Annotated in this window: 11 protein-coding genes; 3 read left to right on the forward strand and 8 right to left on the reverse strand. The window is 73.0% G+C overall.

Translation table 11 applies throughout. The features are described from left to right. Positions 1–43: 43 nt before the first annotated feature. From infB to rimP, 4 genes are all read right to left on the reverse strand, one after another. The gene (gene infB / locus CP984_RS10595) at positions 44–3,097 is read right to left on the reverse strand and encodes a translation initiation factor IF-2 (protein ID WP_030182285.1); all 3,054 of its coding nucleotides are present in this window, start codon (positions 3,095–3,097) and stop codon (positions 44–46) included. Between the two features lie 148 nt (positions 3,098–3,245). Next, entirely contained in the window at positions 3,246–3,557 is a 312-nt protein-coding gene (locus CP984_RS10600; RefSeq protein ID WP_003987416.1) for a YlxR family protein, read from the reverse strand. 168 nt (positions 3,558–3,725) lie between these two features. After that, positions 3,726–4,718: a transcription termination factor NusA gene (gene nusA, locus CP984_RS10605; RefSeq protein ID WP_003987417.1), complete on the reverse strand. Its 993-nt coding sequence runs from the start codon at positions 4,716–4,718 to the stop codon at positions 3,726–3,728. Positions 4,719–4,720: 2 nt separating this feature from the next. Then, positions 4,721–5,254 carry a ribosome maturation factor RimP gene (gene rimP, locus CP984_RS10610; RefSeq protein ID WP_003987418.1) on the reverse strand — a complete coding sequence of 178 codons (534 nt, stop codon included), beginning with the start codon at positions 5,252–5,254 and terminating at the stop codon, positions 4,721–4,723. A 118-nt stretch (positions 5,255–5,372) separates the two neighbouring features. Between rimP and CP984_RS10615 the strand changes: the two genes are divergently transcribed. The 3 genes from CP984_RS10615 to CP984_RS10625 all read left to right on the forward strand — a co-directional run bounded on the left by CP984_RS10615 (position 5,373) and on the right by CP984_RS10625 (position 7,580). Continuing rightward, positions 5,373–5,972 (forward strand): hypothetical protein, encoded by a 600-nt coding sequence (locus CP984_RS10615; RefSeq protein ID WP_226048642.1) that lies wholly within the window; start codon positions 5,373–5,375, stop codon positions 5,970–5,972. 76 nt (positions 5,973–6,048) lie between these two features. Further along, a complete protein-coding gene (locus CP984_RS10620) occupies positions 6,049–6,558 on the forward strand; it encodes a ferritin-like domain-containing protein (protein WP_043979269.1) in 510 nt (169 codons plus the stop codon). A 107-nt stretch (positions 6,559–6,665) separates the two neighbouring features. Then, a complete protein-coding gene (locus CP984_RS10625; RefSeq protein ID WP_003985898.1) occupies positions 6,666–7,580 on the forward strand; it encodes an aminoglycoside phosphotransferase family protein in 915 nt (304 codons plus the stop codon). A gap of 197 nt (positions 7,581–7,777) precedes the next feature. Here the strand turns inward: CP984_RS10625 and CP984_RS10630 are convergent, their stop codons facing one another. From CP984_RS10630 to ispG, 4 genes are all read right to left on the reverse strand, one after another. Further along, a complete protein-coding gene (locus CP984_RS10630; protein ID WP_003985897.1) occupies positions 7,778–9,478 on the reverse strand; it encodes a proline--tRNA ligase in 1,701 nt (566 codons plus the stop codon). A gap of 103 nt (positions 9,479–9,581) precedes the next feature. Further along, positions 9,582–10,115: a GNAT family N-acetyltransferase gene (locus CP984_RS10635; protein ID WP_003985896.1), complete on the reverse strand. Its 534-nt coding sequence runs from the start codon at positions 10,113–10,115 to the stop codon at positions 9,582–9,584. Between the two features lie 89 nt (positions 10,116–10,204). Then, entirely contained in the window at positions 10,205–11,050 is an 846-nt protein-coding gene (locus CP984_RS10640; RefSeq protein WP_003985895.1) for a GNAT family N-acetyltransferase, read from the reverse strand. A 197-nt stretch (positions 11,051–11,247) separates the two neighbouring features. Then, entirely contained in the window at positions 11,248–12,405 is a 1,158-nt protein-coding gene (ispG, locus tag CP984_RS10645; protein WP_003985894.1) for a flavodoxin-dependent (E)-4-hydroxy-3-methylbut-2-enyl-diphosphate synthase, read from the reverse strand. Between the last annotated feature and the right edge of the window lie 139 nt (positions 12,406–12,544).

A 12,544-nucleotide genomic window follows, 5' to 3' on the forward strand; every position in this document is an offset into this window, starting at 1 on the left:
CCACCACTGGCGGACCGGGCTTCGCGGGCAGTGATGCCTGCGATCAGCCGCGCGGCTTCTCGCGCATCTCGTACGTCGCGATGACGTCGTCGACCTTGATGTCGTTGAAGTTGCCGAGGTTGATACCGCCCTCGAAGCCTTCGCGGATCTCGGTGACGTCGTCCTTGAAGCGGCGCAGACCCTCGATGTTGAGGTTCTCCGCGATGACCTTGCCGTCGCGGACCAGGCGGGCCTTGGTGTTGCGCTTGACCTCGCCGGAGCGGATGAGAACACCCGCGATGTTGCCCAGCTTGGACGACTTGAAGACCTCGCGGATCTCCGCCGTACCGAGCTCGACCTCTTCGTACTCCGGCTTGAGCATGCCCTTGAGGGCCGCCTCGATCTCCTCGATCGCCTGGTAGATGACCGAGTAGTAGCGCACGTCCACGCCCTCGCGCTCGGCCATCTGCGTCGCGCGGCCCTCGGCCCGGACGTTGAAGCCGATCACGATCGCGTCGGAGCCGGACGCCAGGTTGATGTCGGACTCCGTGACCGCACCGACGCCGCGGTGCAGGACCCGGATGTCGACCTCTTCGCCGACGTCGAGCTGGAGCAGCGAGGACTCCAGGGCCTCGACCGAACCGGACGCGTCGCCCTTGATGATGAGGTTGAGCTGCTGGACCTCGCCGGCCTTGAGCACCTTGTCCAGGTCCTCCAGCGACACCCGGCGGGTGCGCTTGGCGAACGCGGCGTTGCGCTCACGGGCGGCGCGCTTCTCGGCGATCTGGCGGGCCGTACGGTCCTCGTCGACGACCAGGAAGTTGTCGCCGGCGCCCGGGACGTTGGTCAGACCCAGGACCAGGACGGGGGTCGACGGACCCGCTTCCTCGACGTTGTTGCCCTTGTCGTCGAGCATCGCCCGGACACGGCCGTACGCGTCGCCGGCCACCATCGTGTCACCGACGCGCAGCGTGCCGCGCTGGACCAGGACGGTCGCCACGGCGCCGCGGCCGCGGTCGAGGTGGGCCTCGATCGCGATGCCCTGGGCGTCCTGCTCCGGGTTGGCGCGCAGGTCCAGAGCGGCGTCCGCGGTCAGGACCACGGCCTCCAGCAGCTGGTCGATGTTCTGGCCCTGGCGGGCGGAGATGTCGACGAACATCGTGTCGCCGCCGTACTCCTCGGCCACCAGGCCGTACTCGGTCAGCTGACCGCGCACCTTGGTCGGGTCGGCGCCCTCGACGTCGATCTTGTTGACCGCGACCACGATCGGCACGTCGGCCGCCTTGGCGTGGTTCAGGGCCTCGATCGTCTGCGGCATCACACCGTCGTTGGCCGCCACCACGAGGATCGCGATGTCGGTCGACTTGGCACCGCGGGCACGCATGGCGGTGAACGCCTCGTGACCCGGGGTGTCGATGAAGGTGATGCGCCGCTCTTCGTCGTTGACCTCGGTCGCGACCTGGTAGGCACCGATGTGCTGGGTGATGCCGCCGGCCTCGCCCGCGATGACGTTCGTCTTGCGGATCGCGTCGAGCAGCCGGGTCTTACCGTGGTCGACGTGACCCATGACGGTCACCACCGGCGGACGGGAGACGAGCATCTCCTCGCCGCCCTCGTTCTCGCCGAACTCGATGTCGAAGGACTCGAGCAGCTCGCGGTCCTCCTCCTCCGGGCTGACGATCTCGACGACGTAGTTCATCTCCTCGCCGAGGAGGTGCAGCGTCTCGTCGGAGACGGACTGCGTCGCGGTGACCATCTCACCCAGGTTCAGCATGACCTGGACGAGCGACGCCGGGTTGGCGTTGATCTTCTCGGCGAAGTCGGTCAGCGAGGCACCGCGCGACAGGCGGACCGTCGCACCGTTGCCGCGGGGCAGCATGACGCCGCCCACCGACGGGGCCTGCATGGCCTCGTACTCCTGACGGCGCTGCCGCTTCGACTTGCGACCGCGGCGCGCGGGGCCGCCGGGACGGCCGAAGGCACCCTGCGTGCCGCCACGGCCACCGGGACCACCCGGACGGCCGCCGAAGCCGGGACGACCGCCGAAGCCGCCGCCACCACCGGGACCGCCGCCACCGGGACGGCCGGCGAAGCCGCCGCCACCGCCCGGACGGCCACCGCCGCCACCGGGACGACCGGCGAAGCCGCCGCCGCCACCCGGGCGACCGCCGCCACCGGGACGACCGGCACCGCCGGGACGACCGCCGCCGGGGCCCGGACGCGGGCCGGCAGCAGGGCTCTTCGGCATCATGCCCGGGTTGGGGCGGTTACCGCCGCCGGGACGCGGGCCGCCCTGGCCCGCACCCTGCGGACGGGGCATGCCGCCCGGGGTCGGACGGGCGCCGCCCGGAGCCTGCGGACGGGGACCGCCCTGGCCACCCTGGCCGCCCTGCGGGCGCGGGCCGCCGGGGGCACCCTGGCCGCCGGGGCGCGGCGCGCCGCCGGGGCGGGGGGCCTGCGGGCGGGCCATGCCGGTCGAGCCGCCGGAGGTGAAGGGGTTGTTGCCCGGACGCGGACCGGACGGACGGTTGCCGCCGGGGCGCGGGCCCGGACGCTCGCCGCCGGGACGCGGCGCGTTGCCACGGCCCTGGCCGCCCTGGCCGCCCTGCGGACGGGCCGGACGCGGACCGGGGGTGCCGGGCTTCGGGGCCGGAGCCGACGGCGGGGCCTGGAACTCGGGCTGCGCGGGCGCGGCCGGCGCAGGCTTGGGCGCCGGGGCCTTGGGGCCCGGCGTGGGGCGCGGACCCGGGGCCGACTTCGGGGCCTCGGCGGGAGCCGCCGGGGCCTGGGTCTTGGGCGCCTCGGGGGCGGCCGGCGCCGGAGCCGCAGGGCCCGGCTTGGGTGCGCCACCCGGCTTCGGGGCGGCGGGACGTGCGGCCTGCGCCGGAGACGGCGCGGCCGGCTTCGCGGCGGCCTTGCGCGGCGCCGCGGGCTTGCCGGCGGCACGGCCGTTGCCGTTGCCCGCCTGGAAAGCGTCGGTCAGCTTACGAACAACCGGCGCCTCGATCGTCGAGGACGCCGAACGGACGAATTCACCAAGTTCTTGGAGCTTGGCCATGACGACCTTGCTCTCCACTCCGAACTCCTTGGCGAGTTCGTATACCCGGACCTTAGCCACTTCGCTCCTTCTAGGTCCGGGTGTCCACCGGACCGTCGCTACTTCATGGGCGTACTCATCGCGTACTCATCGAGTGCTCATCGCAATCTCGACCTACTTCCGACTCGCGAGGTACCTGACCGCACGGTTTTCCGTGCGCTGTGCTTTCTTACGGTGTTGCCTGATCAACCGGTGCGGCTTGATCAACATGCGCCCGTTCGACGAAGCGGCGCAAGGCCGTCGCATCGAACGGTCCCCGGCCCCGGAAGGCCCGGGGGAAGACCCGGCGGCGGACCGCCAGGTCGAGACAGACCCGTGTCGGGTGCACATAAGCACCCCGGCCGGGCAGCGTACCGCGAGGATCGGGGACACACTCGCCCTCGATCGCCACGATGCGCAGCAGATCGCCCTTGGCCGCTCGCTCCCGGCACCCCACACAGGTGCGCTCAGGGCATGCGCGGGCATGCGTCCGGCCAGACACTGCTTAAGTCTACCTCCCCGTGACGGACTCACCCCTACGGGGTAATGCCCGAACGGTCGCTCAAAATTCCGGCGGACCGCCACCGATTTTCGGCTGCGGCCGCATCCTGACGTGCTCCGGACCGCCGGTGGGCGCGGGTGATGCCCCGTGCCCGCCGACGGCTCGGGATCACCCCTGGTCGCCGCCCTGGTCGGTGTCCGGGCGGATGTCGATCCGCCAGCCGGTGAGCCGGGCGGCGAGGCGGGCGTTCTGCCCTTCCTTGCCGATGGCCAACGACAGCTGGTAGTCGGGGACGGTCACCCGGGCGGAGCGCGCCGCCAGGTCGACCACCTCGACCTTGCTGACCCGGGCGGGCGACAGAGCGTGCGCCACCAGCTCGGCCGGGTCGTCCGACCAGTCGACGATGTCGATCTTCTCGCCGTGCAGCTCGGCCATGACCGCGCGCACCCGGCCGCCCATCGGGCCGATGCAGGCGCCCTTGGCGTTCAGCCCGGAGCGGGTGGACCGGACGGCGATCTTGGTGCGGTGACCCGCCTCACGGGCGATGGCCGCGATCTCCACCGAACCGTCGGCGATCTCCGGCACCTCCATGGCGAAGAGCTTCTTCACCAGATTGGGGTGGGTGCGCGAGAGCGTCACGGACGGGCCGCGCACGCCCTTGACGACCCGGACCACGTACGAGCGCAGGCGCGTGCCGTGCGTGTACTCCTCGCCGGGGACCTGCTCCTGCACCGGCAGGATGGCCTCCAGCTTGCCGATGTCGACCAGGACGTTCTTCGGGTCCCGGCCCTGCTGGACGACGCCCATCACGACGTCGCCCTCCCGTCCGGCGTACTCGCCGAAGGTGATCTCCTCCTCGGCGTCCCGCAGCCGCTGCAGGATGACCTGCTTGGCGGTGGTCGCCGCGATCCGGCCGAAACCCGACGGGGTGTCGTCGAACTCACGGGGCTCGGCGCCCTCTTCGAGGTCGGCCGGGTCCTCCTTGGCCCACACCGTCACATGGCCGGTGTCGCGGTCGAGCTCCACCCGCGCGTGGCGGCGGCTTCCCTCGGTGCGGTGGTACGCGATGAGGAGGGCCGACTCGATCGCGGCGACCAGCAGGTCGAACGAGATCTCCTTCTCCCGTACCAGACCCCGCAGGGCACTCATGTCGATGTCCACGGCTACGCCTCCTCCTGGCTCTCGTCGTTCTGCTCGGCGCTGTCGTCGCGCCCCTTGTCCTGCTTGCGGTTGAACTCGATCTCCACGCGCGCCTTGGCGATCTCGGCGAAGGCGACCCGGCGGGCGGTGGGCTTGCGCCCCTTGACGCCCGGAACCTCCAGGTCCAGGCCCTCGTCGTCCACGGCGATGATGCGGGCCACCAGCTCGCCGCCCTCGTGGAGTTGAGCCTTGACGAGGCGGCCGACGGCGCGGCGGTAGTGCCGCGGCTCGGTCAGCGGGCGGTCGGCTCCGGGGGAGGTGACCTCCAGCGTGTACGGGGCGCCGCCCATGGCGTCGGTGTCGTCCAGCACCTGCGACGCCTCGCGGCTGAGCTCGGCGCACTCGTCGAGCTGCACGCCGTCGTCGGAGTCGACCACGATCCTCAGCACACGACGCTTTCCGGCCGGTGTCACCTCGATCTCTTCCAGATCCAGGTCTCGCGCGGCGACCAGCGGTTCAAGCAGTCCGCGCAGCCTCTCGCTCTGGGTGGTGCTCATCCGGGTGACTCCTCGGCCGCGTGTGCTGTTGTGGGAAGGTCGCGTGTCGGGTCAAAGCCTAGCTGTTCCGGCGGGGTACTGACGATTCGGTGGCGGAGCACGGATACGCTCGCCTGCGGTGATCACTACGGACGCCCCCACCGAAGACCCCGGGAAGTCACACGTGCACAACGTCGCGCTCACGCGCAGGAGGACCTTGCTGGCCGGCTCCGTGCTCGGCGGGGCGGCACTGCTGCTCACCGGCTGCTCGGAGGATTCCGGGCCCGGCGGGAGCAGGCAGGAGGCGGACGCGGCGGCGGAGGCCCGGCTGCGCGGGCAGGCCGCGCGGGACAGCGCCGCGCTGCTCGCCCACTACGACGCGACGCTCGCCGCGCACCCCGGGCTGGGCGAGCGCCTGCGGCCGCTGCGCGCCGAAGTGGCCCGCCACGCGGCGGCGTTCGGCGGGGCCTCCCCCGCCCCGTCCGCCCCGTCCACGGCGCCCCGTGCGGGCGCCTCGGCCGCACCGTCCGCTTCGGCCACGGCCTCCGCTCCCGCCTCCCCCGCCGTGCCGCCGGACGAGAAGCAGGCGCGCGCGGACCTCGCGGCGGCGGAGCGGCGTACCGCCGACGCCCGGGCCGCGGCCCTGGTGAGCGCGCCGCCGGAGCTGGCCAGGCTGCTGGCGTCGGTGGCGGCGGCGGGCGCGGCGCACGCGTACCTGCTCACGGAGGACGGCGCGTGAGGCGCGCCGCGGCGGCGGTGGCACTCATCACGGGCGACAGGCCGGGTCCGGGCCCGGCCGCGGAAGGGGTACGGCGATGCTGACATCCAGGGCGGCGCGCTCGGAGGCGACGGCCGACGGCGCGCACGGGGCCGAGTTGAAGGCGCTCCAGGCGGCGCTGGCGGCCGAGCACGCCGCCGTCTACGGCTACGGCGTGGTCGGCGGCCGGATCGGCGCCGACCGGCGCAAGGAAGCACGGGAGGGGTACGACGCCCACCGCGCGCGCCGTGACGAGCTCCGGCGCGGCGTACGGGATCTGGGCGGCACGCCGCAGGCCGCGGCGGCCGCGTACGAGCTGCCCTTCCCGGTGCCGGACGCGGCGGCCGCCGTGCGGCTGGCGGCGGAGCTGGAGGACCGGGTGGCGGCCGTGTACGCCGATCTCGTACGGGCCGGTGGCGCGGCGCGGCGCCGGGACGCGGCCGGGGCGCTGCGCGAGGCCGCGGTGCGGGCGGTGCGCTGGCGCGGCAGCGGCGTAGCCTTCCCTGGGCTCCCGGAGCGGGCCCGGGGCACCGGTGCCCCGTCCGGCGCCGCTGCGGCCGGGCACTGACGCACCGCCCGCGCCCGGGACCTGTCGTCGGCTTCCCGTCCTTCGGGCGGACAGGAGGCCCCGGGCCCACCGCGTTCAGCACCTCCACCGAAAGGGACAGCACAGGCATGGCTACGGCACCCATCGAACCGCCGCAACGGCTGGTGAGCGCGCTCGGCGGCGATCCGGACGGCCCGGCCGGTGCCTGGCTCGACGCGCTGCCCGGCCTCGTACAGCAGCGGCTGGACGCCTGGGAGCTGACGCTGGAGCGGGTGCACGAGCCGGGCGGGCGCAGCAGCCTGCTCGCGTACGTACGGCAGGCCGACGGCACCCCGGCGGCGCTGAAACTCCCGGCACCATGCAGGGCGGCGCACGAGGGCGCGGCGCTGGAGCAGTGGGACGGCTGGGGCGCGGCACGGCTGCTGTGCGCCGATGCGGACAGCGGTGCGCTGCTCCTGGAGCGGCTGGGGGGCTCGGTCACCCTGCGCTCGCTCCCGGAGGCGAAGGCCCTGCTGGAGGCGGCGGGCACGGTGCGGCGGCTGTGGGTGGCACCGGCCGAGGGCCATCCCTTCGCGTCGCTGGCGGGCCGTACGGAGGAGGCCGTCGAGGAACTGCGGACCCGTGGGGCCACGACGCAGGCCGCGGGGCCGCTGCTGGACGAGTGCCTGGAGCTGCGCCGGGCGCTGCCCGCCGACGCGTCCGAGGAGGTGCTGCTGCACGGCGCGTTCCGGCAGGGCAAGGTGCTGGCCGGGGAGCGGGCGCCGTGGCTGGCGGTCGGCCCGTCGCCGGTGGTGGGCGAGCGGGCGTACGACCTGGCCTGGCTGGTGCTGGACCGCTTCGAGGATCTGGCGGCCGGTTCGGGGGCCGCGTCAGCGGCCCGCCGCCGGGTGGCCAAACTGGCGGACTCCCTGGACGTGGACCGGGACCGGCTGCGCAGTTGGACGCTGTACCGCGCGGTGGACGCGGGGGTGCGCGAACTGACGGCGCCGGGCGGGGACGGGCAGCGCGGTGAGCTACTGCTGGAGTTCGCCACCTGGCTGTAGGGGCGGCAGGACTGCCCTCTGGGGGCAACGCAGCTGCTGCCTGGGGCAGCACGGCTGCCATCCGGGAGCGGCACCGCTGCCCCTGGGAGCGGCACCGCGGCCGTCCAGGAGCGGCACGGCCGCCGTCCGGAAAACGACCGGGGCCGGGCGGCTCCGGTTTCCCGGCCCCGCCCGGCCCCGTGACCGCGCTTCGTCCGTCAGGCGCTCAGCCGGGCCACGGCCTCCTCGACCGTCAGCTCCTCGCGCTCGCCCGTACGGCGGTCCTTCAGCTCGACGACGCCCTCGGCGGCGCGGCGGCCCGCGACCAGGATCGTCGGGACGCCCAGCAGCTCGGCGTCGGTGAACTTCACGCCCGGCGAGACGCCGGCCCGGTCGTCCACCAGGACGCGCAGCCCCGCGGCGCCCAGCTTGTCGCCGACCTCCAGGGCCAGCTCGGTCTGCTTGGCCTTGCCCGCGGCGACCACGTGCACGTCGGCCGGGGCCACCTCGCGCGGCCAGCACAGGCCGGACTCGTCGTGGGTCTGCTCGGCGAGGGCGGCGACGGCGCGGGAGACGCCGATGCCGTACGAGCCCATCGTGACCCGCACCGGCTTGCCGTTCTGGCCGAGCACGTCCAGCTCGAAGGCGTCCGCGTACTTGCGGCCCAGCTGGAAGATGTGGCCGATTTCGATCGCCCGGTCGATGCGCAGGCCGGCGCCGCACTGGGGGCAGGGGTCGCCCGGCTCGACCACGACGACGTCCAGGTACTCGTCGACCTCGAAGTCCCGGCCCGCGACGACGTTGCGGGTGTGCTTGCCGTCCTTGTTGGCGCCGGTCACCCAGACGGTGCCGGGGGCGACGCGCGGGTCGGCGAGGTACTTGAAGGACTTGCCCGCCAGGCCCTGCGGACCGACGTAGCCGCGGACCAGGTCCGGGCGGTCGGTGAAGTCTTCGGCGGTGACCAGCTCGACCGTGGCCGGGGCCAGGTGCTCGCCCAGCTTGCCGAGGTCCACCTCGCGGTCGCCGGGGACGCCCACCGCGACGATCTCGCCGTCCACCTTGACGAGGAGGTTCTTCAGGGTGGCGGAGGCGGGGATGCCCAGGTGCTCGGCCAGCGTCTCGATGGTCGGGGTGTCCGGGGTGTCCAGCTCCTCCATGGCGCCGGCGCCGGAGGCGTCCGAGGGCTCGACCTTGACCGTGACGGCCTCGGTGTTGGCCGCGTAGTCGCAGGCCGGGCAGTCCACGAAGGTGTCCTCGCCGGCCGCGGCGGGGGCCAGGAACTCCTCGGAGGCCGAGCCGCCCATGGCGCCGGAGACGGCGGAGACGATGCGGTAGTCCAGACCGAGGCGCTGGAAGATCTTCTGGTACGCCTCGCGGTGCAGGCGGTAGGACTCCGCCAGGCCCTCGTCGCTGGTGTCGAAGCTGTACGAGTCCTTCATCTGGAACTCGCGGCCGCGCAGCACGCCGGAGCGGGGGCGCGCCTCGTCCCGGTACTTGGTCTGGATCTGGTACAGCATCACCGGCAGGTCCTTGTAGGACGTGCACTGGTCCTTGACCGTGAGGGTGAAGATCTCCTCGTGGGTGGGCCCGAGCAGGTACTCGGCGCCCTTGCGGTCCTTGAGGCGGAACAGCAGGTCGCCGTACTCCTCCCAGCGCTGGGAGGTCTCGTAGGGCTCCTTGGGCAGCAGCGCGGGGAGCAGGACCTCCTGGGCGCCGATGGCGTCCATCTCCTCGCGCACGATCCGCGAGACGTTCTCCAGCACCTTCTTGCCCAGCGGCAGCCAGGTCCAGATGCCGGCGGCGGTGCGGCGGACGTAGCCGGCGCGCACGAGCAGCTTGTGGCTGGCGGTCTCGGCGTCGGCCGGGTCGTCGCGCAGCGTCTTGATCATCAATCGGGACATGCGCTGGACCTGGGCCATGGTGATTCTCCTGCGTAAGAAAGGTGACTTCCGCGAGGTTATCCGGAGGGGCACGCCCCATGGAAATGGGATCCGCGCCGCGGGTTCCGTACGACCGGCCCCGTCAACGCTTGAGCGGCAGCGGCGCGCCCATGACCGCGTACGGGAGCGGGGCGCTCGGGAACAGCACGCGGCGGGCCAGGTCCTGGTAGCCGAGGGCGCGGTAGAGGCCGCGGGCCGGGCTGTCGGTGTCGATGGCGGACAGGATGCTGCGCGGTTCGGTGGCCCCGTCGGTGATGCGGGTGATCAGTTCGCGGCCGATGCGCCGGTTCTGGAAGGCGGGCAGCACATGCAGTTCGGTGATCACGAAGGAGTCGTCGAGCCAGTGGTCCAGGCCGCGGGCGCGCAGATACGGCTCGACGACCGTGGACCACCAGTGCGTACGGCTGTTGGGCATGCCGTAGACGAAGCCGACCAGCCGCCCGCCGGGCGTCGTGGCGCCGAGGGCGCGGGCGCCGGGGCTGGTCAGATGGCGCAGGACGATGTGGCGGCGGACGCCGATCTCGTCGTCGGTGAGGCCGAACGCGAGCGCCTGTACGGCGAGCGCGTCGTCCACGCGGACAGCGAGATCCAGGGGGCCGACCGCGACGTCATCCATGGTCGGGAGCGTACAAGGCGCCGGGGCGTAAGACGATCGGCAGGACGGCCGGAGTGCGGCGGCATCCGGCCGCACGGGGCGCGGGCGGGTCAGAAGAGCACGCTCATGAAGGCGCCGGTCTCCTGGAAGCCGACCCGCCGGTACGCGGCGCGCGCCGCCGTGTTGAAGTCGTTCACGTACAGCGAGGCGACCGGCGCGACCTCGGTGAGGGCGTAGCGCAGCACCGCGGCCATGCCCGTCTCGGAGAGGCCCTTGCCGCGGTACTCGGGCGCGACCCAGACGCCCTGGATCTGGCAGGCCCGTGGCGTGGCGGCGCCGATCTCGGCCTTGAAGACGACCTTGCCGTCGTCGACCCGGGCGAACGACCGCCCGGCGCCGACCAGCTCGGCGACGCGCGCCTGGTAGAGCAGTCCGCCGTCGCCGGCCAGCGGCGAGATGCCGACCTCCTCGGTGAACATCGCCACGCACGCGGGCATGATCAGATCCATCTCGTGCTTGCCGATGCGCCGGACGTACGGGTCCGGCTCGACCTCGCTGGCGAAGGAGGACGTGACCATCAGCGGCTGCTGGGCGCGCACCTCGCGGGCCGGGCCCCAGGCCGGCTCCAGGAGGGACCACAGTTCGGCGGTGGGTCCGGCCGGGCCGACGATGGAGGAGCAGCGGCGGCCCTGGCGGCGGGCCCGCTCGGCGAAGCCGCGCACCGCCTCGGGGGTGGCGCAGACGGGGACGAGGTTGGCGCCCGCGTAGCACAGCGATTCCAGGCGGCCGTCGGCGTACCAGCCCCACATCTCGCCGCCGAGCCGCCACGGGTCGAGCCCGGCGACCTGCACGCGCGCGGCGACGAACGCGTTGGCGACGGGGTCGCGGTCCAGCACCGCGAGCGCGTCGTCGAGCTCCCCGGGCTCCAGAACCTTGGTGGTCGTGGTGGTCAGCACGTGTCGGAAAGCCTCACCTTTACGGGCCTGGGAGGCCAGGCAACTGCGGGTCCTGGAACTTTACCTCCCCGGCGGCGCGGGCAGCGGATCCGTTCCGGGTACCGCTCCCGGCACGATTTACGCACGGAGCCCCGCCACCGGTGTGGGCCGGTGGCGGGGCTCGTGGGGCGCGCGGGGCGCCGGAGGCGGTGCGGGCGTCAGCCGGCGACGGAGATGGTGGGCTCGCCGGACGTCACGCCGTCCTTCTCCATCTGCTCGGCGATCTTCATGGCCTCTTCGATGAGGGTCTCGACGATCTTCGATTCCGGCACGGTCTTGATGACCTCGCCCTTCACGAAGATCTGGCCCTTGCCGTTGCCGGAGGCTACACCGAGGTCAGCCTCACGGGCCTCGCCGGGGCCGTTGACGACGCAGCCCATGACCGCGACGCGCAGCGGCACCTCCATGCCCTCCAGGCCCGCGGTGACCTCGTCGGCGAGCTTGTACACGTCCACCTGGGCGCGGCCGCAGGACGGGCAGGAGACGATCTCCAGGCGGCGCGGGCGCAGGTTCAGCGACTCCAGGATCTGCAGGCCCACCTTGACCTCCTCGGCCGGCGGGGCCGACAGGGAGACGCGGATGGTGTCGCCGATGCCCTCGCTGAGCAGGGCGCCGAAGGCGACGGCCGACTTGATCGTGCCCTGGAAGGCCGGACCGGCCTCGGTCACACCGAGGTGCAGCGGGTAGTCGCACTGCGCGGCGAGCTGGCGGTAGGCGTTGACCATGACGACCGGGTCGTTGTGCTTGACCGAGATCTTGATGTCCCGGAAACCGTGCTCCTCGAACAGCGAGCACTCCCACAGCGCCGACTCCACCAGCGCCTCGGGGGTGGCCTTGCCGTACTTCTGGAGCAGACGGCGGTCGAGGGAGCCGGCGTTCACGCCGATCCGGATGGGGGTGCCCGCGTCGGAGGCCGCCTTGGCGATCTCCTTGACCTTGTCGTCGAACTGCTTGATGTTGCCGGGGTTGACCCGGACCGCGGCGCAGCCGGCGTCGATCGCGGCGAAGACGTACTTCGGCTGGAAGTGGATGTCGGCGATGACCGGGATCTGCGACTTGCGGGCGATGACCGGCAGCGCGTCCGCGTCGTCCTGGGTCGGGCAGGCGACCCGGACGATCTGGCAGCCGGAGGCCGTCAGCTCGGCGATCTGCTGCAGCGTGGCACCGATGTCGGACGTACGCGTGGTCGTCATCGACTGCACCGAGACCGGTGCGTCCCCGCCCACGGCGACCGGACCGACCTGGATCTGGCGGCTGACCCGGCGGTCGGCCAGCTTGGTCGGTACGTCCGGCATTCCCAGTGAAATGGCAGTCATCTGGCGAGCAACCCCAAGGTGTGGATCTAGGTCCCGAGATCGGCGGGCTCCGGTCTTCGAGATTACGGCACGGCCGTTGCCGTGGGCACATCGAACCCCTCCCGCCCCCCGTTGGGAGGCGGCGGAGCACCCGTGTGCG

Source organism: Streptomyces rimosus, from assembly GCF_008704655.1.
GTDB classification, from domain to species: Bacteria; Actinomycetota; Actinomycetes; order Streptomycetales; family Streptomycetaceae; genus Streptomyces; species Streptomyces rimosus.